The sequence below is a fragment of the Aminobacterium sp. MB27-C1 genome, assembly GCF_030908405.1.
Taxonomy (GTDB): domain Bacteria; phylum Synergistota; class Synergistia; order Synergistales; family Aminobacteriaceae; genus Aminobacterium.
This window is the reverse complement of record NZ_CP133089.1, coordinates 216,371-238,539: the sequence shown is the minus strand read 5'-3', so window position 1 is coordinate 238,539 and position 22,169 is coordinate 216,371. Positions and strand designations below refer to the sequence as shown.

The following is a 22,169-nucleotide window of genomic DNA, read 5'->3' as shown; positions in this document are numbered from 1 at the left end:
CCATCCTCCTTTCTCCCCTAATGACTTCCTAAGACCAACGCAGGTAACGTGGTGGTGAGTGCAGGGAATATAACAGTAAGAATCAAAGCTACGACAGTAGCACCAAGGAAAGGCCATACTGCTCTAGACGCCTTTGTAAATGAAACATCTGCGATTTTAGACGCTGTCATAAGGGTTACTCCTAAAGGAGGTGTATTTGCTCCAACGCATGTATTCAGCAAGAAAACTATTCCAAAATAGATGGGATTGAGTTCATAGGCAGCAACTACAGGCATAAGGACAGGAATTAATATAATAACTATTGCCGTAGTTTCCATAAATGTTCCTAAGAGAAGAACAAACAAATTTATAATCAATAAGAAAACCCATTTGTTTGGAGAAATAGCTATAAAAAATTTCGTTAAAATAAGTGGAATCTGTTCTGCGGTTAACACCCAACCGAAAAGAGAGGCTAAGCCAACAATAATCATTATTGATACAGAAATTTTCACAGCTTTAAAAGCAACATCTGGTAAATCTTTAATAGAGACTTCCCGATATACAAACAAAGCAACAAAAAGAGAGTAAACTACTGCTACGACAGCTGCTTCTGTTACTGTAAAAACTCCAGTAAGTATTCCTCCCAAAATAATTACAGGAGCCATCATTGGGATAAGACTCCCCTTAATCGCTAAACAAAGTTCTTGAAATGTAGCTTTCTTTTCTCCACCGTATCCCTTTTTAATAGAAATAATTGTTGACACCGCTATTAAAGAGAAAGCCGTGAGAAGTCCAGGAACAAGTCCACCTAAGAGAAGCCCGCCAATAGAAATTCCACCTACAGCACCTATAATAACGGTAGTAAGACTTGGAGGAATCAATGATGCCAACACTCCGGAACACCCCATTAGGGCTGCAGCGAAAGACGCATCGTACCCCTTTTTCTTCATGGCAGGAATCATAATAGAGCCAATTGCCGCTGTATCCCCTACACCAGATCCAGACAATGCACCAAAAAGTACACTTGCAGTTACAGTAACAGCTGCCAAACCACCCTTAAAATGCCCAACCAAAGCACTTGCGAGCTTCATTAATCTTTCAGTTATTCCACCGGAATCCATTAACATTCCAGCAAAGACAAAGAACGGCAACGCTAAAAAAGGATAACTATAAATGCCCTGTACAGTTCTCTGTGCAACAAGAAAAGAGGGGTAACCACACAACGTCAGATAGAGCAGTGATGAAAGTCCTATAGAAAAGGCAATAGGAACACCAAGACCAATAAGAACAAATAAAGCACCTAGCAAAACAATAACCATGGAACACCCCTCCTTACTTTCCTAAAGATAATGTTTTAATGTTATTAATTATTTTCTCTACGTTAAATAACAAAAGTAACGAACCACCTATAAATGCAGGTAAATACTCTATTGCTACACTCACCTTTAAACCGGGGGTAATAGATGTATATGTAGTTCCTATTAAAGCTAACCCACCTCTAAGCATAACCACAAAAAGAGGCATAATTAATATATTTATTATTAACTCTAAGCGGACCTTCCCTCGCTCTGATAGTCTCTCCATAAGAAAATCTACACAAAGATGCTGATTATCTTCATATACAACGCTAGCTCCTAACAGGGCCAGCCATACAGCACTAATAAGAGCTAATTCATCTACCCACACAAGTGGCTTTTTTAAGACATATCTGAATATGACCCCGGTAAACACATCCGCTGTCATAAGAAAAAGAAGCGAACAAACAGCAAATTTCAACAAAGACATTAGTTTTTTCTTAAATAACTGATACAATGCTTTCACCTCTGGGCACTGCGGGATGGTTGTTAACCATCCCGCAGATTCTATTAGCAAAACAATTTCAAATATGGAATTTAAAGGTTGGAATATTTGCGCACTACATCAATAATATCTTTACCAAAGACACTTTCGTATTTTGTCCATACAGGTGCTACTTTCTCTTTAAAAATACCGAGTTCAGGTTCAGTAACAACCATCCCTTTTGCTTTCAGATCTTCAAGGATGCTTTTCTCCGAATCAACGATCATCTGGCGCTCTTTTTCTTTCCATACTTCCGCTTTGTCAGAGATGATAGTTCTATATTCTTCTGGAAGATTATTCCAAGTCTTCTCACTTATAGCTAAGAAAGCGGAACCCCAAATATGTCTGGAAATACAAAGATATTTTTGAACTTCAAAAAACTTGGAGGAATAAATTGTTGCGAGAGGATTTTCCTGACCATCAACGACTCTCTGCTGTAAAGCTGTGAAAACTTCGGAAAATGCTAGGGGGGTAGGTAATGTTCCTAATTCTTTAAATGTATCTATTCTCATCTCTGCTTCTGGAACACGAAGTTTCAAACCTTTTAAATCATCAACTGTATTTATTGGTCTTACATTGTTGGTAATATGACGATAGCCACTTGCCCAGAAACTTAGCCCAATAATACCTTTGCTCTTCATACGATCTTTTAAAATTTCACCTAATTCTCCATCCAAGGCTTTATATGCATTTTCTCTTTTTACCCAAGCATATGGAAGTTCTTCAACTATCATAACTTTATCGAGAGACTGCAATGCACCAGTTCCGATAAGAGCCATCTCGATTGATCCCATTTGAAGTCCTTCTGCCATGTCACGGTCTCCACCAAGCTGAGATGAGGGGAAAACCCTTATTTCTACTTCTCCATTCGTTGCTTCAGCAACATCAGAAGCCATTCCTTCCAATGCTTTCTGCCACGGATGCGACGACGTAAATACGTGCCCAACCTTTAAAACATATTTGGCCTTAGCTTCACATATACCAGAACCGCCAAAAACAAGACCCACTGCCATAATGCAAGATAAAATAACTAAAGACACGCGAAATCTGTTGCGACGACTGCTACCATTCATAATCCATTTCCTCCTTTTATATGTGAATCAACAAGATAAAAATTGCATCCATCATTCGTTAGAAACGTAATCAACAGAAATGGCTTTTTTAGAGAGGATCTTTTCTATAACTTTTCTCAAAATTTCTATAGAGGCTTCCGATAAAACGTTTTCATATTCGATAACTTTCTTATTGATCTTTTCAAAAGTTTCTTTATTAGCTTTGAGAGCAAATTTAGAGGCAACTATGATATCCACATCTTGAGCAATCTTATAAATTTCATCTTCAGTCGCATCTGCCTCAATAATGGAATCGCTTCTCACTCCTAAATTAAACAAAACCTGTTTCAATCCTTCACTTCCACTACGCGAAGACATGCAGACAATCCCGATTCTCGCGTCTCTGGGGCATGAAAGCAGCTGCTCCAAAACTTTTAGATAAGGACCTATATTAATTCCGTATATATTTAATTCGTCTCCAATGAGCTCTAAAACTCTGGGGTAGTGTCCTGCTGTGGTAACAACAAAATCAAAGGAATGTAAAAACTGTTTACTTACCTTTCCTTGTTCAAGATCATCTAAAAGGACTCCTTCAACAGAAATTGAAAGAGCCTCCGCAAGATCTTTTACATATTGCTCCAAGGCAAAAGAATTACACTCGACAAAAAGAGCCTTTACGTTAGAGCTATTCTTTTTTCCTTTCAACATAATCATTTGAGCCATGTTCACAAACTCTTCAGCGCTAAAACCTAATTCCAACGACTGTTGCATGGCTTTTTTTAAAACAGAAACAAACTTTTTTGTATCTTTACGAGGCGGAATATCAAGAGTTTGTGCCACATAAGTTCCTGAAGCCTGCCTAATATCAAGATACCCTTCTTCCCCTAATTCTTTATAAGCCTTAGCAACAGTGTTGCGATTTGTTTTCAAAAAAGAAGCAAGCTCTCTTACACTGGGAATTTGCATACCAGGAGCTAATTCTCCGCTAAGGATTAAATATCTCAATTGAACTTTTATCTGCTGGTTTAACGGGATATCACTATTAGCGTCTAATAATAAATTCACTCTAATCTCCACCCTTTTCTGGAAGCCTGTCTTTGTCATGCTGTATCATACCACTATGACAGTTAAAAGACAACAAGAGTCATTACGTTAAAACTTTGGTTTTTCTCCTTAAAACGAATTATAACGAAGCTGATATTTGGGTCTTTATCAAAAAAGGCAGGGAAACTGTCTATAAAAACAAACAGTTCCCCTGCCTTTTACTTATATATTTTATATATCTTTTACTATTTTCATGATTTCAATTTCTTTGCAAAGATAACTTATATAAATAATAGAAAAGCCTTTTTACTAAATTTTGTTTTTATCAAAAATTTTTATCTCACACGCTTTTATTCAGAATAAATAAGATATTTTTATCGAATCCTTCACTACCCACGAATATCGCTTGATATTTTTATATTCATATGTTAAAAAGTATAAAATAATTTGAATTATAAATATTTTATTTAAATTTATAGTTATTTTTATTTATAAAATACCTACTTTTTATTTATTATTTAATATATATGATAAATTAAGAATTATTTGATTTACGTGTTTCTATTTCGCACCTTGACAATCGTTTTGCATGAGCTCCAAGAAAAAGTCTCCTTGTTTTATTAATTCAAAAATCCGCTCTTGTCGCGTTTTTAAAAAGTTAAATATTGCCACAAACATTTTTCAAAACACGTTCAATTTTTAAGGAGGATTGCAATATGAAACAAGACAAGGAGAAAGCTGGATTCTTTAAAACTTATTTCAATCCAGGATTTGTGCTTATGTCTGTCATGATTGGCGGAGGATTTGCAACTGGACGAGAAATTCTCCAATTTGGTGGTATCTATGGAGCAAAAGGATGGATAGTCGGTGTAGCAATCGCCATCGGGTTTGCTGTTCTATCTATGTTATCTTTTGAAATTGCTCGTTTATACAGAGTATATGACTACAGATCTCATCTCAAAATTTATGCAGGTCCACTAACTATTGTATTTGATATTATATATTTTATTCTCTCTCTGCTGATTTTATCTGTCATGTCTTCTGCAACAGGAAATATTTTACAAGAAACAATTGGGCTCCCCTACTATGCTGGCGTCATCCTTATTGTAATACTGGCTGCAATAGTAATATTTTTTGGTCAATCATTTATTGAAAAGGTAGAAGTCTGGGGCGGGTTACTCTTATATATAAGCTACATAATATTTGCATTTTTAGCTATTTCTGGGCGCACAGATAACATTATTCGAGTGTTTGCAGAAGCAGATACTCACTTCTTAAAGCCAGGAACCAACATCAATGTTCTAGCTTTATTTTGGGTTGGGCTTCTGTATGTAGGTTACAATTCATTAACCTTAACAACATGTTTCTTTGTTTTACGTAGACAAAAGAAGCGAAAAGAAGCATTATGGTCAGGATTAATAGCAGGTTGTATGGTCATTATTCCATGGCTACTCACTTATTTCGCTTTGATGGCATATTATCCTTCAAAAGAAGTTTTTGGAGCCCCAGTTCCATGGCTAGCAATGATGCAAAATGTTGGATCATGGGTAGTTGTGTTATTTTCTATCGTATGCGGTTGGACACTGGTAGCCACAGCTGTAGGTATAATGAACGCTGTTATAGACAGACTCGATAAGCAACTTTTAGAAAACAATAAACAATCTCTTTCACGATCACAAAAAGCCATTATCACTACTGCCTACTTAATTGGATCAGTTTTCTTGTCTAAAATTGGCATAATTGACCTTATTGCTAAAGGTTACACACTAATGTCATATGGTTTAATTGCTTCTTTTATTATTCCCTTAATTACCGTTGGGCTATACAAAATTATAAAAAAAGATAAATATCCAGGTAAAAGCCACCTTTCTGATGAAGATACATTTCAAAAACAAGCTATTTAAAAACTATCTAGAAAAACTCCCTTCTGTATTTTTCAGTCATTCCGCTATTTTCCACCCGATTTTTCTCAAATACTAATCTTTCTTACCCAAGTTTTTCGCAACACTCCCAAGCCCTACTTTCATATTCCTATAAATTGTATACTTTTATATTTTATTAGAAATATAAGGAGGTATTGATTAAAAGCCATGTGGGAAAAAATAAAAAAATATACCAACAAAAAATTGGATGCTAATTTGGAAATAGTCAAGCAAGAAAAACTTTACATACCGCAAGCTTGTGCCCTTAAATATTATCCTCTTGCTATAACAGAAGCATCTGGTTCAATTGTTAAAGACGCCGATGGAAATGAATTTATAGACTTTTTAACAAGCGCTGCTGTTTATAATATAGGGCATAGACATCCCAAAGTAGTAGCCGCAGCAAAAAAGCAAATGGATAAAGTTTTAAACTATACTATCGCTTATTTTTATGAGAAACCCCCTATAGAACTTGCTAAAAAACTTGTAGAAATTACTCCCGGGAAATTTTCAAAAAAGGTAACTTTTGGATTTTCTGGCTCTGACGGAGTAGACTCTGCTATTAAAGCAGCACGAGCTTATACTGGTAGAAAACCAATTATCGCCTTTAAACATTCTTACCATGGGATGACATATGGCGCTCTTTCGGCAACAGGAATAGTAGACCCTAATATTAAAAAGCAAGTTGGTGTCAACGAAGTTGAGTATGTTGAATTTCCAGATCCCTACAGAAACTCTTTTGGAATTGATGGATATGAACACCCAGAAAAGTTAACTAAAACAATACTAGAATCAATCGAACAAAAAATAGTCAATTTAAAAGAAAAACCAGCATGCATAATTGTTGAGCCAATTCAAGGCGATGCTGGCGCTATTATCCCTCCTCAAAATTTTCTTAAAGAACTCAAAGAACTAGCAGAAGCATTCGATATTCTCTACGTCGACGAAGAAGTACAAGTAGGGACAGGAAGGACTGGGAAATTATGGGCTACTGAACTTTTTAATGTAGAACCGGACATGCTTGTTACCGCAAAAGCAATTGGTGGAGGGTTTCCAATCTCTACACTTGTTGGAAGAAGTGAAATAATGGATAGTGTGCCTCAGCCTCTATTCGTATTCACACATATAGGCCATGCAGTAAATTCAGAGGCCGCTATAGCTACTCTCAATGTAGTAGAAGATGAGAAGCTACCAGAACGTGCCAGTAATTTAGGAAATAAAGTACTGGCTCAATTCATTAACATGCAAAAACGTTACCCGTTAATTGGAGATGTTCGCGGTAAAGGTTTTTTAATTGGGATAGATATTGTCAAACCAGGAACCAAAGACCCTGATAAAGCAACCGCACAAAAAATATGTTGGAGAGCTTGGGAAAAAGGACTCATTCTCATAACTTTTGGGAAACATGGCAACGTATTGCGCATAGCACCACCTTTAAATATTCCAACGGATCAGTTAAGACACGGTATTTCCATAATAGAAGAAGCTATAAAAGACGTAGTAGGCAACAAGGTTCCAGATAATATTTTAGAATTTTTTACGGGCTGGTAATAAAGTGAAATTGTTGATTTCGCTTTAAATAAAGTAATTGGAAGCAACAAAACAAATCCAAGCTAATAAGCTTAATTAACATCAGCGCGACGAGAGCGGATATTCTTTAGTTTAATCAAACATATAGCAACGAGTTTATTAAGCAGTTGACACTACACCTTTTTTTAGATATCATATGCCACAATCTGCGCACCACCATATTAAGAGCAAGGAGGAACCAGCATGCACGCAAAAAATAGAGCAGCAGCGGCAACAGTTTTGAATAGCATGATGATGTGCATGTGCGGCGGCCCTCCTGACGTGGTCGACGCAGTTTAGTGCTGCTGTCGATTGACTTTCAGGCCGGGGCCTTCTTATTGAAGGCTCCGGTTTTTTTTATGCTTTTATCGCTATTATTACAGGAGATGAATCTATTGATTAACATCCAAAATCTACACAAGACGTATAGCTCTGAAAGAGGAGATTTTGAAGCTTTACGCAATATAACTCTCACTATTCAAAAAGGAGAAATATTCGGCATTATCGGTTTAAGTGGGGCAGGAAAATCAACATTACTTCGCACACTTAACAGACTTGAAGAGCCCAGTTCGGGAAATATCTTCATAGAAGGCACTGATATTACATGTCTTTCAACCCCTGAACTCCGCAAACTTCGACGTCATGTAGGAATGATTTTTCAGCATTTCAACTTGCTTACATCACGTACAGTTTCTCAAAATGTAGCATTTCCACTTGAAATAGAAAAATGGTCTTCTGATGCTATCTCTAAAAGAGTAACTGAAATGCTTGACATTGTTGACCTTTCAGACAAGGCAGAAAGCTACCCATCGCAACTCAGCGGGGGACAAAAGCAACGGGTTGGTATTGCCAGAGCATTAGCAAACAATCCAAGTGTTTTACTCTGCGATGAAGCAACAAGTGCTCTTGATCCCAAAACGACTCAATCCATACTCAGCCTTCTTGATGAAATTAATCGTAAGCTCGGCATAACTATTGTTCTCGTTACTCACGAAATGGGCGTCATTCGTCAAATTTGCCATAGGGTCGCCGTATTAGAACAGGGAGAAGTTGTGGAATTAGGAACGGTAAAAGATGTCTTTATGAAGCCGCAGTCTAAAACTGCCCGGGAATTTTTAAGTCACCTTCCGCGCACAACATACGATCATGAAAAACTTCCTCATGAAGCTGGGAAACCGGTCTTGACCTTCTCTTTCAATGGAGAGACGGCAAATCACCCCGTTATCTCTCAAGCCATAAAACAAAGCGGCGTTGAAATCAATATTTTATCGGGAGAGATTGATCATCTGCATAGCAGCAGAATTGGAAATCTTACTGTTCAGCTTTCAGGAACCCCCTCTGAAATTAACAACGCACTCTCTTTCATTCAATCTAAAAGTGTAGAAGTGGATGTGGTTTGGAATGGATAAAATTTTAGCTCTTACACACCTTATTGCTTCTCCAACATTAGAAACAATTTACATGGTTCTCTTCTCTACTCTTTTTGCCACTCTATTAGGTTTCCCCTTAGGGGTAGCCCTTGTTGTCACCGAAAAAGGAGGATTATTAGAGAATGAAACTATTTATCGCACCCTCGACAGCATCGTAAACATATGTCGTTCATTCCCATTCATTATTCTTATGATTGTTCTCTTTCCACTCTCTCGAATTATTGTGGGAACCACCATTGGAACAACAGCATCTATTGTTCCTCTTTCAATAGGAGCTGCGCCTTTTGTTGGACGAGTTGTGGAAAGCTCTCTAAAAGAAGTTGAAAAAGGACTTGTAGAAGCAGCGGTTTCTATGGGGACTCATCCTAAGGATATTATTTTAAAAGTTATGATACCCGAAGCTCTTCCCTCTCTCATACTGGGAGAAACTCTTACTATTATCAATATCATCGGCTATTCGGCCATGGCTGGTGCTATTGGAGGCGGCGGGCTGGGCGATCTGGCCATTCGTTACGGATTCCACCGCTTTCAAACAGATGTACTTGTGGCAGCTGTCATAGTAATTATTCTGCTGGTTCAAGTGATTCAGGGAGCAGGCAATAAAATAGCCCAACATGTAGCCCGTCATCGCTAGATCAGCAAACTGCGCGCGCAAAAAATTTTATAACAACATACAAAATGGAGGAATGGAACGTGAAAAAACATATTGGTATTCTTCTTTTAACAGTACTCTTTTCTTTATGCGTAACTCTCGCACCTACAGCCGTATCTGCAGAGGAAGTTATTAAAATCGGAGCAACACCCCTTCCCCATGCGGAAATATTGAATGTTATTAAAGATGATATTGCAAAAGAAGGGATAAAGCTTGAAATCATCGAATTTACTGATTATGTAAAGCCCAACCTCGCTCTTGATGACGGAGAGATCGACGCTAACTTTTATCAGCATCTACCTTATCTCGAAAGTTTTAATGCCTCTCATGGAACTAAACTGGCTTCAATTGGGGCAGTACACGTAGAACCCTTAGGGCTCTATTCAGAAAAAATAAAAGCTATTGAAAATCTTAAAGAAAAAGCACTTATCGCCATACCCAGCGACAGCGTAAACGGGGGGAGAGCATTGCTGCTTCTTCAGTCACACGGGCTTATTAAGCTCTCTGATAAAGCAGGCTTAGAAGCTACTGAACTCGACATTGTTGAAAACAGCAAGAAACTTCGTTTCAAAGCCATAGAGGCAGCACAGCTTCCACGAGTTCTTCCTGACGTAGATGGAGCTATCATTAATGGTAATTATGCTCTGGAGGCCGGTCTCAATCCGACAAAAGACGCACTTCTAATAGAGGGGAGCGAATCTCCTTACGTTAATATAGTAGCTGTACGGGAAGATCACAAAAATGATAAAAAATTTGAGGTTCTTATCAAATATCTACGCTCGGAAAAAGTCGCTGAATTTATTCTTTCAAAATACAATGGCGGAGTCGTTCCAACTTTCTAAAAGAGAAAAGAGCGAGGTGCCTCAAATGGGTGCCTCGCTCTGCAAATACAACATAGTTAATATAAATTTACCATTCGGCAATAGTACCGTCTTCAAGTCTCCAGATCGGATTTTTCCAAGCGAGAGCCTCGTCAGCTCGTTTTCGAACAACATCTTCGTTAATCTCTATTCCCAAACCTGGAGCCGTAAGAAGTTTTACATATCCATTCTCATACTCAAAGAGAGCTGGGTTTTCAAGATAATCGAGCAAATCAGCTCCCACATTATAATGAATGCTTAAGCTCTGTTCCTGAATAACAGCATTCGGCGTGCAGAAATCCACTTGTAAGCACGCTGCCAATGCAATGGGGCCCAACGGACAATGAGGAGCCAGAGCAACATCATACGCCTCTGCCATTGCAGCAATCTTACGGACTTCCCAGATTCCGCCAGCATGGCTTAAATCAGGTTGTATAATATCCACTGCTCCATCTGTTATAAGAGTTTTAAAATCCCATCGCCCAAAATTTCTCTCTCCCGTAGCAATAGGCATCGTTGCATGGCGACGTAATTCCAAAAATGCCTCTCTATTCTCTATAAGTACCGGCTCTTCCACAAACATAAGTCGATAAGGCTCAAGCTCTTTCATTAATATTCTGGCCATAGCCTTGTGAACACGACCGTGAAAATCAAGAGCTATGTCGATTTTCTCGCCAAGAACGTCTCGTATAGCCTGAACTCTAGCCAGAACATCGTCTACCTTTTTATAAGAATCTATCCAGCCCATCTCTTCTGTCGCGTTCATTTTTATGGCTGTCATTCCTGCCTGATACTTTTCCCGGGCCTCAGCTGCCACATCTGATGGTCTGTCTCCGCCAATCCATGAATAGACACGAATTTTTTGGCGCACAGCACCACCTAACATTTTATAGACGGGCAGCCCATATATTTTTCCGGTAATATCCCATAGTGCTTGTTCTATTCCAGAAATAGCACTCATAAGAACAGGCCCACCTCTATAAAACCCTCCCCGATAGAGCACTTGCCAGAGGTCTTCTATTTCCGTAGGATCCCGCCCCACAAGATATTCTTCCATCTCCCGAACGGCTGCAGCCACTGTTGAGGCTCGACCTTCTACGACAGGTTCTCCCCAGCCAACAACACCATCATCTGTGGTAATCTTCAAAAAGAGCCAACGTGGTGGAACTTTGAACAGTTCAAGGCGTGCGATTTTACTCATTATTCTCTCCGTTTATTAACGTTGAACTCGCCCGCTGGCATCTCCCCCAGCAAGCGTCATAACATCCTGTACTGATACTCTGTTGAAATCTCCATAAATAGTATGTTTCAATGCCGAAGCTGCTACTGCAAACTCCAGCGCTTCTTGTGGAGTCTCAAAGTGATTGAGCCCGTAAATCAGGCCTGAGCCAAAGGAATCTCCTCCGCCTATACGATCTACGATATGGCGAATTTCATACTTTTTACTCACATGCACTTCTCCTGGCTCAGCCAAGATAGCTGACCAGTTATTCCAATCAGCACTAACGCTCTCGCGCAAGCTTACGGCAAGATATTTAACGCTGGGAAACTGCTGCAACATTTTCTGACTTAGAACTCTATATTTATCGACATCAAGGGATCCGGAAGTTACATCTACGTCTGCCTCTATGCCTAAACACTTCTGGCAATCTTCTTCGTTGGCAATTACTACATCTACATACTTCATGAGTTCAGGCATAACTTCTATAGGCTTCTTGCCCCATTTCCACAGCTTTTTACGATAATTCAAATCGCAAGAAACTGTAATCCCCTTCTCCTTACATTTTTTGAGTGCCTCAAGGGTCACATCGGCTGTTCCTTCAGCAATAGCAGGAGTAATACCTGTTACGTGGAACCACTTGGTTCCTTCCAGAATAGTGTCCCAATTAAAATCGCCAGGTTTTACTTCTGCGATAGCAGAGTGCGCTCGGTCATAAATAACTTTTGAGGGACGCATACACGAGCCAGTTTCTGTGAAATATATTCCAAGGCGATCTCCGCTTTTACGAATAAAGCAAGTCTCTACACCAAAGCCACGTAGTTCGTGAATAACGCCCTCTCCGATGGGGTTATCTGGAACAGCTGTTACAAAGGCAGCATCCTCACCATAGTTGGATAAAGCGACAGCAACATTGGCCTCTGCGCCTCCAAAAGTTGCTACGAACTTAGGTGTCTGCAGAATTTTTTCATGATCAGGAGGCGTTAACCTCATCATTATTTCCCCAAAAGTAACAAACTTAGCCATAAAAACTCACCCTTCCTCTTACTTTAAACTCGCTCTGATCCTAGCTATTTCCTCTAAAACTTTTTCGGTAGTCTCTCGTACAGCATCGTAACCGCCATCAGTTCCAGAGGGTTTAGTCAAAGCACTTCCCAACCCGACAGCAAATGCTCCGGCCTTAAACCAATCTTTCATATTATCGAGAGACACGCCTCCCACTGGCATAATATTGGCATAAGGAACCGGGCCGTGAACAGCCTTAATGAACTGTGGCCCCAAGACACTTCCAGGGAAAGCCTTGACAACATCTACACCAAGCTCCATGGCATGCATTAATTCTGAAACCGTTCCAATGCCAGGCATACAAGGCAAACCATATCTATTACATGTCCGAACAACATCATCGTGAAGGCTTTGAGAAACAACAAACTCAGACCCGCTAACAATGCACATTCTGGCAGTCGCCTCGTCTACAACAGTTCCTGCCCCCACAAAGCGATCTTTTCCTTTATGTCGTTCAGCTGTCGTGCGCATTATATCCAAAGCGCCCTGAAAGGTCATAGAAACTTCAACGACCTTTAATCCTCCATCAAACATGGCATCAGCCATTGCGATGCCTTTTTCTATATTTTCTGTGCGTATAATTCCTACTATTCCCTGTTCCTCTACTGCCGAAAGGACCTCATACTTTTTAATACATGTCATTAGAATCCCTCCTTAATAGTTTCTAAATGACGCCGATTGATACGAAGAGATATTTTCGCTGTCTCTTGTGCCAGTTTACGGCCTAAAACTACGGCCTTTTTATCATCAAAACGATATGCCGGTGCAGACACACTCACTGCTCCCAGAGGGAAACCATTACTATCAACAATAGGAACCGCAACACAACGAATTCCCTCTTCATTCTCCTGATTTTCTTCACTATATCCACGTGTTTTATATATTTTAAGTTGCTGAATTAACTCTTCAGGATCGGTGATAGTATTTGTCGTTCGCTCTATTAAAACAGTTTTTTTGAGATACGATTCTATACGCTCAAGAGGTAAGGCTGAAAGAATAGCTTTTCCTCCTGCTGTACTATACAGAGGAAGCTCCGCTCCAACCTTAGACCGCATAACCAATGGACTTGGACTTTCAAGTTTTTCGAGATAATAGGCTCTCCCATTTTCAAAAACGAAAAGATGGATTGTTTCCCCTGAATAGTCCCTCATGATTTCTAAAACATCACGAGACATTTCAAGCAATCCCGATCGTCTGTTATAAGTCGCAGCCCACTTCACTACAGCAGGCCCGATCTGGTAGCGCCCATGAATATCCTTCATAAGGATATTACTCTCTACAAAAGTTGAAAGAATGCGATAAGCTGTGGTTTTAGAAAGCTCTGTCGCTTTTGCTACTTCTGTCAATCCTACTGGTTCTCGTCGATCTGATAGGTCTTCTAAAACGGCTATTGCTTTCTGAAGAACCTGTACCCTGTTTTTTTCAGACATTTACATCACCCCTTTATCTCTCACTTACATCAGAGAGGGAAGCCACAGAACAATCTGAGGCACATACGTCACCAACAACACAACGGCAAAAAGGGCAATATACATAGGGAGAAGAGACCGCACCAATGCTCCTAAAGATACTTTTGAAATGGAGTTTGTTACATAAAGAACCGTTCCGACTGGAGGAGTTATAAGTCCTACGCATAAATTAGTAACCATAATGACACCAAAGTGAATATCGTCAATTCCATAACTTCTGCACACCGGCAAAAGGATAGGAACAAGAAGGAACAATGCAGGTGTTAAATCGATAACCATGCCAACAAGGAAGAGAAGGATGTTAAGGATGAGCAAAAATGCCAACTTGTTTTCTGTGATATTCATTATTATATTCGTAAGAAGTTGAGGAACTTGCGCTACAGCAAGAAACCATGTTAAAGCCATAGCTGAAGCACAAACCAACATAACGACACCAGTATTCAAAGAAGCTCTTTTCAATATTTCCGGATAAGCAGACCATTTTACGTTGTATTGGAAATATGATACGACAACAGCATAAACGACGGCAACAGCTCCCGCCTCCGTTGCTGTAAATATTCCCCCCAAAATCCCCCCTAAAATAATAAGGGGAAGAATCAACGCCCATATGGTCTTTCTGAAAACTTTTAGGAAATCTCGGAACCCTACCTTTTCACTTACTGGGTAATTATTTTTACGGGCAACAAAATAAGAAACAGTTAAAAGGGCAATACCGATAAGAAGTCCTGGAATGGCACCACCAAGAAAAAGTTTTGCAATAGAAATTTGAGCTATAGATCCCAAAATAATCATGGGAACACTCGGTGGAATAATAGGACCTATGACAGAAGAGGCAGCAGTAATGGCTGTTGAAAAATTTCTGTCATATCCGCCTTTTTCCATCATGGGAATTTCCAGAGATCCCAAAGCCGCAGTATCGGCAACAGCAGAACCGCTTATGCCAGCAAAAAGCATACTTGCCACAACATTGACATAGGCAAGGCCCCCTTTAACTCGACCAACAAGGGCATTGGCAAAAAGCAAAATATCATGAACTAATCCAGCCTTGTTCATAATCTCCCCTGCAAGCATAAAGAAAGGAATAGCCAAAAGGGTGTACACATCTACTCCAGTAATCATTCTGCGCGCGAGAACCATAGGCTCAACTGTTCCCGTTACAAACATAAGTACCAACGCAGAAAGTCCTATTCCAAAACCAATGGGAACACCAACAATAGTAAATCCTAATAACGAACCAAGAAAAGCTAACAATACAACCATATCAGGCTTCCTCCACTTTCGAAGTCCAAATACGCATAATCTGACGAACCATTTCTAAAAGCATCATCACTGTTGCAATGGGAACAGCAGAATACTGCCACGCTACGGAAATAACAAGAATAGACGTCTTCTGAACGTAGATTCTTGAAATATAATCAATTCCACCCTTTAACAAGAAGCCAAGGAAAACAACAATACAAACAGATATAGCCGTTCGCAAAATCTTTCCCGCAACACCATGCGTATTTGTGACAAGAACATCAAAAGCAGGATGAAGACCTATGCGGAGTCCAGAAACTATAGCCATGAAAGACATCCATACAAAAGCAAAACGGCTCACCTCATCCACCCATGGGAAGGCCATATAAAAAAAGCGAAAAATGACATTTGTAAAAACAGAAAAAACCATGACCCCAAGCATGAAGATCGCCATACCATCTGCGAAGCGATACATTAAGCGATACAGGGCATTTATAACACTCTTCATATAAAAACGAGCTCCTCTCGCCATATTCTCCCTAATAGAAAATTCCGGCAGAAAAGATATGCAACTCACCTATTTTCTGCCGGGAAAAGTGACGTTTATTTACATCTTATTTTTCGAACTGTTTGCCTACCTCTCGAATCTGCTCAATGAAGGGAGCTGCTTCTGGGCAACTCTTAACATAACTGTCGATAATAGGCTGTGCACTTTCCACAAAAGGCTTCAGGTCAGGATATGTTACTTCGAGGCCTTTATCTATAGTTTTCTGTAAAACATCCTTTTCTTCAGCTTTTGTCAGTTTTGTGATCTCTGCGATAGAAGCTTTTGTTGCTTCATTAACGGCAGCCTGCTCTTCTGCAGAGAGCTTATCCCAAACTTTCTGGTTAATTACAAAATACTGGAAACCAAAAATGTGATTTGTCATAGCAACATATTTCTGAACGTCGTACCAACCTGCATAATAGGAGGTCATGAGAGGGTTATCCTGTCCATGAACAACACCCTGCTGCAAAGCAGTGAAGACCTCACTCATAGGCATAACGACAGTGCTGAATCCAAAACCCTGCATTAATTTAATAATAACTTCACCCTGCCAAACTCTGATTTTGATGCCCTTACAATCTTCGATGGAATTAATGGGCTTTTTGTTATTAGAAATCACTCTGAATCCTCTCGGGAAAGCACCAAGTATTTTTACACCGAGGGGCTTAAGGCTTTCATAAATTTTTTCTCCGATGGGGCCGTTAAAGACAGCGTCTGCATGTTCGTAGCTATTAAACATATAGGGAAGCTGAAGCAGCTTAAAAAGATCTACAGTATTTTCCCAAAGATTTCCTGTAAGAGCCATTTCAATAGTTCCGAGCTGTACTCCCTCTACAAACTCCTGCTCAGCACCAAGCTGATTGTTTGGGAAAACCTGAACCTGCAAAGAGCCATTGGTTTTAGCTTCAACCATAGGCTTAAAGACTTCAGCAAGTACTTTATTGGCTGGATGATCCACAGGAAAATAATTCGCTATTTTCAATGTGGTTGCGGCAAAAGCCATGGAGGAACACATGACCATCACTAATGCTGTAAGAATCATAGTACGAACGAATTTCATCATCTTCACGAAAAACATCCTCCTTAAAAATAGTGTACAAAAGCCTACCCTACTGCGTTATTCCCCTAATAAAGAATAGAACCCCCTTCCTCTTTTTATAAAATCACTCCGTGCTTAAAAAGACCGATTTCTCCTATATTCAAATGTTCATTACAGGTTGGTCGGCCATTTGAAACATTAATAACCATATCAATTAACTCTCCAAGTAAAGGTTGCCACTCCTCCCCTTCAAGAAGACGACCTGCATTAAAATCCATCCAATTTTTCTTCTTGTTGTAAAGAGCTGTATTCGTAGCAATTTTTATCGACGGAACAGCAGAACTGTATGGCGTACCCCGTCCCGTTGTGAAGAGAGTTAAAACAGCTCCGCTGGCAGCAAGAGATGTAACAGAAACGGGATCATTACCGGGGCTAAAAACAATATTTACACCTGGACGTTTATATTGTTCTCCATATCCTAAAACATCTGAAATGAGACCTGACCCAGTTTTTTCGACTGCACCCAAAGATTTTTCCTCCAAAGTTGTAATTCCGCCTTCTTTGTTACCAGGTGAAGGATTTTCATAAACCGGCTGATGATAAGACGTAAAATATTCTTTAAACCAATTGATCATTTCTACGAAACGCAGATAAACACTTTCATCTTCTATACGAGAAGTAAGGATATCCTCTGCTCCAAACATTTCAGGAATTTCTGTAGCAAGAAGAGTTCCACCCCAAGATGTAAGATAATCAGAGAAAAGCCCAACGAGAGGATTGGCTGTAATGCTCGAAAAGGCATCACTACCTCCACATTTCACGCCTACCACGAGATCTGAAAGAGGGCATTCCTGCCTCAAAACCTGACTTCTCTCTGCTAACAAATCAAGACGTGAAAAAAGAGCTTCTTGATCATCTGTTTCTTCTTGCAAAACGGTATATTCAACGTTAGGATGATTAGAAAGACGATCTTTCATATAAGAAATCTGTAAATTTTCACATCCCATACCTACAACTAAAACTCCAGCAGCATTCCCATTAAAAGCCAGGCCAGAAAGGGCACGTAACGTATATTCAAAATCATCACCAAGTTGAGAACAACCATATGGATGAGCTAAAACTCTGACTCTATCAACCCATTGAGGAGCTTCGTACTGAGGAATAAGATTTCGTAAAACATCGTTGATACAACTTACTGTAGGAATAACCCATAATTCATTTCGAATTCCAACGCGACCTGTAGAACGTCGATATCCCATAAAATTTTTTGTCTGAAAAGGAGGAGTGATCTGAGGGGGAACATAATGCCATCGTGAAGACCATTCAACTTCGAGAGCCGTAGAAAGATTATGGGTGTGGACCCAATCTCCGCTCTCAATGTTTTTTGTGGCTATACCAATAGAATGACCGTATTTTATAACGTTCTCGCCCAATTCTATTTTTTTTAACGCTACTTTATGTCCCGCTGGAATAGTTTTTTGAATCTGAATGGATAAACTATCGTTTATGAAGAGTGAATCACCTTTATGAAGTTCATGTGTTGTAACCGAAATCGTATCATTAATTCCTAACTTTAAACCTTGAAAAGACCCCATTCCCAAACACCTCGTTCCGCATTGAGGACCAACTAGCCGTCATGTGAACCTTATATGCTATTAAGACATGCTTATGGTTAAAAATCAAGGGGAAAAAGGCAAAAAGACACCTATGTTCTTAACATTATTGTTACAAATGCGAGACACGTTCGTTACATAAGGTCCTTATACTATGTCTCAACGTAACAAAAAGAAAAAAGACATACGAGGAGGTCTTTAAGAGATGAAGAAATTAATAGCCGGTGCAGCACTTGTTGCTGTTTTAGCCGTAAGTGGTGCAGCCTTAGCCGCAGAACTTGTTATCAAAGGTTCCACAACAGTTCTTCCCATTGCTCAATCCGCAGCTGAAAAGTATATGACAGCGCACCCAGAAGTAGCCATTACTGTCTCTGGTGGTGGAAGCGGTAATGGTATTAAAGCTATAATTGATGGAACAACAGATATAGCTGATTCTTCAAGATTCATAAAAGACACAGAAGTCAAAGCAGCTGTTGAGAATGGTGCTTATCCTGTTCCCTTCGCTGTAGCGATGGATGCACTTATTCCTGTAGTTCATACATCAAATCCTGTTCAAGACCTTTCTATAGAACAACTCAAAAAAATCTATATGGGCAAAATCAAAAACTGGAAAGAAGTCGGCGGCCCCAACAAACCAATAGCAGTTGTTAGCAGAGATACGAGCTCTGGAACATATGAAACGTGGGAAGAAAAAATTCTTCACAAAGAACGAGTGGACAAACGAGCACTCGTCGTCGCATCCAACGGAGCTATGGTACAAACTGTCGCTAAAAATGAGAATGCTATTGGATATATCGGTTTAGGATATATGAACGACTCCGTTAAACCTATCAAAGTAGAGGGAATTGAAGGTAATAAAGCAAATGCACTAAATGGAACATATCCTGTATCTCGCTATCTGTACATGTTCACCAGAGGGTGGCCGACAGGGGAGCCCCTAAACTTTATCAATTTCGTTCTTAGCGATGACGGACAAAAAATAGTCGGAGAAGCAGGTTTTGTGCCTCTTCGTTAATCATAAATAAGCACAACAAGAATTCGCCTGTTCCCGGCAGGCGAATTCTTGCCTGATTCTCAAGAGAATATATTCTCAAAAAAGGATTTGTGATGCCTATGAAAAAAGAACGAACACCAGCTATCATTATTATGTCAATTTCATCTGTCGGCATCTTTGTTATGCTGTTTATCCTTCTTTTTCTTATAAAGGAAGGACTTCCCGTGTTGAAAGAAACAACATTATCATCAATAGTGGCTGGAACAGACTGGTATCCTACAGAAACGCCACCAGCACTGGGGATGTTGCCCCTTATTGCCGGCTCCGTAGCAGTAACTCTTCTTTCATCACTCATAGCCCTTCCAATAAGTTTGTTCATTGCTATTTTTATTTCAGAAATAGCTTCTCAAAAAATGAAAAATATATTAAAACCGATTCTGGAACTTCTGGGCTTCCTCCCTTCGATTATTCTTGGATTTCTTGGCATGGTCGTTATTGCCCCTTGGCTTCAAAGCCGTTTTGCTATTCTCTCAGGTCTCAATCTCTTAAACGCATCAATACTATTGGGTTTTTTAATCATTCCTATCGTCGGATCCCTTGCAGAAGAAGCTCTTTCAGCAGTACCACGAGAGATACGTAACGCGTCATTCGCTCTGGGAGCTACTCGCTGGGAAACAATCAGCAAAGTCGTCTTTCCCGCAGCTCTTCCAGGCATTCTTTCTGCCTGCTTACTCGGAATTATGCGCGGAATGGGAGAAACGATGGTCGTCCTCATGGCTGCGGGAGGAGCAGCACTTATCCCTATCTCTCTTTTTGACCCCGTTCGTCCCTTGACCTCTACTATTGCAGCCGAAATGGGAGAAACCCCGGTAGGATCCACTCATTATCATGCGCTTTTCTTCGCAGGACTGATACTTTTACTCATTACACTCGGAATAAACCTTCTTTCAAGCTGGATTGAAAGTAAAAGGAAGGTGAAATCATCATGACCAAACGCAAGGCTTTAGACCAACTTATGACGATCCTGCTATGGAGCGCAACAGGGCTTATTGTTTTTTTGCTCCTGGCGATTATTACATATATATTCGTTAACGGATATCAGGTTCTTTCGTGGAGTTTCTTAACAGAATCTCCCAGGGATAATATGACTCGTGGAGGAATCAGCACCCCTCTTATAGGCACATTGCAACTTGTTCTTGTCTCTATGTTCTTTGCTCTTCCTGTTGGAATTGCTACAGGTCTATATTTAGCGGAATATTCGAAGAGAGGACGTTTTACTTCGCTTCTACGCCTGGCAATACGATCTCTTGCCGGCGTGCCTTCTGTCGTTTTTGGCCTTTTCGGTCTATCCCTTTTCGTTATATTGCTACGATTTGGTTCTTCTCTGCTCTCAGCTGGCCTCACATTAGGCTGTCTGGCTTTGCCCCTTATAGTAACCGCTTCGGAGCAGGCTTTTCTCGCTGTGCCTCAAGATTATAGAGACGCCTCCTATGCTCTTGGAGCATCCAAATGGCAAACTATCTGGAAAGTTGTTCTTCCTTCTGCTTCTTCCACCATCATTACAGGAGGGATTTTAAGCATCGGACGGGTAGCTGGAGAGACGGCTCCTATCATTTTTACCGGAGCAGCCTATTTCACTCCAAGTGTTGCGACAAGCCTTTTCGATGAAGTTATGGCCTTGCCCTATCATATTATGGTACTCGCTACAGAAGGTACGAACATTACACTCACACGGCCTATACAATATGGAACAGTACTCGTACTTCTGGCTTTTGTTCTTGGAATAAGTGCCATTGGAGTTATAATGCGCGCCCGTTTAAGACAAAGCGGACGCTAAATTGCAAGCAAGGAGTAGGTATAGATGACAAAACCACAACTTGTCGTTTCAAATCTTAACTTATATTATGGCAATAACCAAGTTTTACACGACATCAACATCGACATTTTCAGCAAAACAGTAACAGCTCTTATTGGCCCTTCCGGATGTGGAAAGAGCAGTTTCATACGTTGCCTTAACAGAATGAACGACTTTATACCAGGAGCAAAAATCGAAGGAAAAATTTTTCTTGAAGGGAAAGACATTTATGCCCTATCCACTGACGTTATTACACTACGCCGCCAAGTCGGCATGGTCTTTCAAAAACCTAACCCTTTTCCTATGTCAATATACGATAATGTTGCATATGGACCTCGCCTCAATGGAATAAAATCACGAGAAAAGCTTGATGATATTGTAGAAAAAAGCCTTTTAGGAGCAGCTCTCTGGAGTGAAGTAAAAGATAAGTTAAAATCTTCAGCGCTGGGTCTCTCAGGAGGACAACAACAGCGTCTTTGTATTGCGAGAGCCATTGCTACAGAGCCAGAGGTTCTGCTTATGGACGAACCGACGAGTGCTCTTGACCCAATGGCTACAGCCAGGATTGAAGAACTTGTGAGAACCCTTAAAGAAAGATACACTGTTATTATTGTTACCCATAATATGCAGCAAGCAGCTCGTATCTCAGATTACACGGCATTTTTCCTTATGGGTGATCTTATTGAATATGGAAAAACTCCAAAACTTTTTACATCTCCAGATGACAAGCGCACAGAAGATTACATTACTGGACGATTTGGTTAAACGAGAAAGCCCCTTGA

The 22,169-nt window shown here is 40.0% G+C and carries 21 protein-coding genes; 9 read left to right on the top strand and 12 right to left on the bottom strand.

Features of this window, described 5'->3' with window-relative positions; translation table 11 throughout:
* Nucleotides 1-17 precede the first annotated feature (17 nt).
* The 4 genes from RBH88_RS01120 to RBH88_RS01105 all read right to left on the bottom strand — a co-directional run bounded on the left by RBH88_RS01120 (nt 18) and on the right by RBH88_RS01105 (nt 3,935).
* Nucleotides 18-1,298, bottom strand: a complete 1,281-nt coding sequence (locus RBH88_RS01120; protein WP_213691011.1) for a TRAP transporter large permease — start codon at nt 1,296-1,298, stop codon at nt 18-20.
* Nucleotides 1,299-1,311: 13 nt separating this feature from the next.
* Nucleotides 1,312-1,791, bottom strand: a complete 480-nt coding sequence (locus tag RBH88_RS01115; RefSeq protein ID WP_213691010.1) for a TRAP transporter small permease — start codon at nt 1,789-1,791, stop codon at nt 1,312-1,314.
* An 80-nt stretch (nt 1,792-1,871) separates the two neighbouring features.
* Entirely contained in the window at nt 1,872-2,891 is a 1,020-nt protein-coding gene (locus RBH88_RS01110) for a DctP family TRAP transporter solute-binding subunit (RefSeq protein WP_213691009.1), read from the bottom strand.
* Nucleotides 2,892-2,942: 51 nt separating this feature from the next.
* On the bottom strand, nt 2,943-3,935 hold the full coding sequence (locus RBH88_RS01105) for a GntR family transcriptional regulator (RefSeq protein ID WP_213695578.1): 993 nt from the start codon (nt 3,933-3,935) through the stop codon (nt 2,943-2,945).
* A 695-nt stretch (nt 3,936-4,630) separates the two neighbouring features.
* Between RBH88_RS01105 and RBH88_RS01100 the strand changes: the two genes are divergently transcribed.
* The 5 genes from RBH88_RS01100 (at nt 4,631) to RBH88_RS01080 (ending at nt 10,329) form a co-directional block, all read left to right on the top strand.
* Nucleotides 4,631-5,818, top strand: coding sequence for a hypothetical protein (locus RBH88_RS01100; RefSeq protein WP_213692162.1), 1,188 nt, complete (start codon nt 4,631-4,633; stop codon nt 5,816-5,818).
* Between the two features lie 186 nt (nt 5,819-6,004).
* Nucleotides 6,005-7,387, top strand: coding sequence for an aspartate aminotransferase family protein (locus RBH88_RS01095; protein ID WP_307879788.1), 1,383 nt, complete (start codon nt 6,005-6,007; stop codon nt 7,385-7,387).
* A gap of 413 nt (nt 7,388-7,800) precedes the next feature.
* Nucleotides 7,801-8,814: a methionine ABC transporter ATP-binding protein gene (locus RBH88_RS01090; RefSeq protein ID WP_213701812.1), complete on the top strand. Its 1,014-nt coding sequence runs from the start codon at nt 7,801-7,803 to the stop codon at nt 8,812-8,814.
* The gene (locus RBH88_RS01085; RefSeq protein WP_213699287.1) at nt 8,807-9,469 is read left to right on the top strand and encodes a methionine ABC transporter permease; all 663 of its coding nucleotides are present in this window, start codon (nt 8,807-8,809) and stop codon (nt 9,467-9,469) included. Before RBH88_RS01090 ends, RBH88_RS01085 begins: the two co-directional genes overlap by 8 nt.
* Before the next feature lie 59 nt (nt 9,470-9,528).
* Nucleotides 9,529-10,329 carry a MetQ/NlpA family ABC transporter substrate-binding protein gene (locus RBH88_RS01080; protein ID WP_307879787.1) on the top strand — a complete coding sequence of 267 codons (801 nt, stop codon included), beginning with the start codon at nt 9,529-9,531 and terminating at the stop codon, nt 10,327-10,329.
* Between the two features lie 67 nt (nt 10,330-10,396).
* On the opposite strand, the gene dgoD is transcribed toward RBH88_RS01080, so the two are convergent.
* The 8 genes from dgoD to RBH88_RS01040 form a co-directional block, all read right to left on the bottom strand.
* A complete protein-coding gene (gene dgoD, locus RBH88_RS01075) occupies nt 10,397-11,548 on the bottom strand; it encodes a galactonate dehydratase (protein ID WP_213701815.1) in 1,152 nt (383 codons plus the stop codon).
* A 15-nt stretch (nt 11,549-11,563) separates the two neighbouring features.
* Entirely contained in the window at nt 11,564-12,592 is a 1,029-nt protein-coding gene (locus RBH88_RS01070; protein ID WP_213691941.1) for a sugar kinase, read from the bottom strand.
* An 18-nt stretch (nt 12,593-12,610) separates the two neighbouring features.
* Nucleotides 12,611-13,273: a bifunctional 4-hydroxy-2-oxoglutarate aldolase/2-dehydro-3-deoxy-phosphogluconate aldolase gene (eda, locus tag RBH88_RS01065; protein WP_213691942.1), complete on the bottom strand. Its 663-nt coding sequence runs from the start codon at nt 13,271-13,273 to the stop codon at nt 12,611-12,613.
* The gene (locus RBH88_RS01060) at nt 13,273-14,061 is read right to left on the bottom strand and encodes an IclR family transcriptional regulator (RefSeq protein ID WP_213691943.1); all 789 of its coding nucleotides are present in this window, start codon (nt 14,059-14,061) and stop codon (nt 13,273-13,275) included. The genes eda and RBH88_RS01060 overlap by 1 nt, the downstream gene beginning before the upstream one ends.
* A 24-nt stretch (nt 14,062-14,085) precedes the next feature.
* Nucleotides 14,086-15,360: a TRAP transporter large permease gene (locus RBH88_RS01055; RefSeq protein WP_213691944.1), complete on the bottom strand. Its 1,275-nt coding sequence runs from the start codon at nt 15,358-15,360 to the stop codon at nt 14,086-14,088.
* A gap of 1 nt (nt 15,361) precedes the next feature.
* Nucleotides 15,362-15,847 carry a TRAP transporter small permease gene (locus RBH88_RS01050; RefSeq protein ID WP_213691945.1) on the bottom strand — a complete coding sequence of 162 codons (486 nt, stop codon included), beginning with the start codon at nt 15,845-15,847 and terminating at the stop codon, nt 15,362-15,364.
* A gap of 106 nt (nt 15,848-15,953) precedes the next feature.
* Complete coding sequence (locus RBH88_RS01045; RefSeq protein WP_307880068.1) at nt 15,954-16,949, bottom strand: TRAP transporter substrate-binding protein; 996 nt, start codon at nt 16,947-16,949, stop codon at nt 15,954-15,956.
* Between the two features lie 92 nt (nt 16,950-17,041).
* A complete protein-coding gene (locus RBH88_RS01040) occupies nt 17,042-18,520 on the bottom strand; it encodes a UxaA family hydrolase (RefSeq protein WP_213701816.1) in 1,479 nt (492 codons plus the stop codon).
* 223 nt (nt 18,521-18,743) lie between these two features.
* Here RBH88_RS01040 and RBH88_RS01035 point away from each other — a divergent pair, with 223 nt between their 5' ends.
* The 4 genes from RBH88_RS01035 to pstB all read left to right on the top strand — a co-directional run bounded on the left by RBH88_RS01035 (nt 18,744) and on the right by pstB (nt 22,152).
* Nucleotides 18,744-19,553, top strand: coding sequence for a phosphate ABC transporter substrate-binding protein (locus RBH88_RS01035; RefSeq protein ID WP_213691948.1), 810 nt, complete (start codon nt 18,744-18,746; stop codon nt 19,551-19,553).
* Between the two features lie 98 nt (nt 19,554-19,651).
* The gene (gene pstC / locus RBH88_RS01030) at nt 19,652-20,521 is read left to right on the top strand and encodes a phosphate ABC transporter permease subunit PstC (protein WP_213691954.1); all 870 of its coding nucleotides are present in this window, start codon (nt 19,652-19,654) and stop codon (nt 20,519-20,521) included.
* Nucleotides 20,518-21,369: a phosphate ABC transporter permease PstA gene (pstA, locus tag RBH88_RS01025; protein WP_213691949.1), complete on the top strand. Its 852-nt coding sequence runs from the start codon at nt 20,518-20,520 to the stop codon at nt 21,367-21,369. The genes pstC and pstA overlap by 4 nt, the downstream gene beginning before the upstream one ends.
* Before the next feature lie 24 nt (nt 21,370-21,393).
* A complete protein-coding gene (pstB, locus tag RBH88_RS01020; protein WP_213691950.1) occupies nt 21,394-22,152 on the top strand; it encodes a phosphate ABC transporter ATP-binding protein PstB in 759 nt (252 codons plus the stop codon).
* Nucleotides 22,153-22,169 lie beyond the last annotated feature (17 nt).

Excerpts from the sequence above, each read along its gene's own strand:
- RBH88_RS01040 (WP_213701816.1), bottom strand. The coding sequence starts at position 18,520 with ATGGGGTCTTTTCAAGGTTTAAAGTTAGGAATTAATGATACGATTTCG.
- RBH88_RS01120 (WP_213691011.1), bottom strand. The coding sequence starts at position 1,298 with ATGGTTATTGTTTTGCTAGGTGCTTTATTTGTTCTTATTGGTCTTGGT.
- RBH88_RS01100 (WP_213692162.1), top strand. The coding sequence starts at position 4,631 with ATGAAACAAGACAAGGAGAAAGCTGGATTCTTTAAAACTTATTTCAAT.
- RBH88_RS01045 (WP_307880068.1), bottom strand. The coding sequence starts at position 16,949 with ATGATGAAATTCGTTCGTACTATGATTCTTACAGCATTAGTGATGGTC.
- RBH88_RS01085 (WP_213699287.1), top strand. The coding sequence starts at position 8,807 with ATGGATAAAATTTTAGCTCTTACACACCTTATTGCTTCTCCAACATTA.
- RBH88_RS01095 (WP_307879788.1), top strand. The coding sequence starts at position 6,005 with ATGTGGGAAAAAATAAAAAAATATACCAACAAAAAATTGGATGCTAAT.
- RBH88_RS01060 (WP_213691943.1), bottom strand. The coding sequence starts at position 14,061 with ATGTCTGAAAAAAACAGGGTACAGGTTCTTCAGAAAGCAATAGCCGTT.
- pstA (WP_213691949.1), top strand. The coding sequence starts at position 20,518 with ATGACCAAACGCAAGGCTTTAGACCAACTTATGACGATCCTGCTATGG.
- RBH88_RS01110 (WP_213691009.1), bottom strand. The coding sequence starts at position 2,891 with ATGAATGGTAGCAGTCGTCGCAACAGATTTCGCGTGTCTTTAGTTATT.
- RBH88_RS01050 (WP_213691945.1), bottom strand. The coding sequence starts at position 15,847 with ATGAAGAGTGTTATAAATGCCCTGTATCGCTTAATGTATCGCTTCGCA.
- pstC (WP_213691954.1), top strand. The coding sequence starts at position 19,652 with ATGAAAAAAGAACGAACACCAGCTATCATTATTATGTCAATTTCATCT.
- RBH88_RS01055 (WP_213691944.1), bottom strand. The coding sequence starts at position 15,360 with ATGGTTGTATTGTTAGCTTTTCTTGGTTCGTTATTAGGATTTACTATT.
- pstB (WP_213691950.1), top strand. The coding sequence starts at position 21,394 with ATGACAAAACCACAACTTGTCGTTTCAAATCTTAACTTATATTATGGC.
- eda (WP_213691942.1), bottom strand. The coding sequence starts at position 13,273 with ATGACATGTATTAAAAAGTATGAGGTCCTTTCGGCAGTAGAGGAACAG.
- RBH88_RS01035 (WP_213691948.1), top strand. The coding sequence starts at position 18,744 with ATGAAGAAATTAATAGCCGGTGCAGCACTTGTTGCTGTTTTAGCCGTA.
- dgoD (WP_213701815.1), bottom strand. The coding sequence starts at position 11,548 with ATGAGTAAAATCGCACGCCTTGAACTGTTCAAAGTTCCACCACGTTGG.
- RBH88_RS01070 (WP_213691941.1), bottom strand. The coding sequence starts at position 12,592 with ATGGCTAAGTTTGTTACTTTTGGGGAAATAATGATGAGGTTAACGCCT.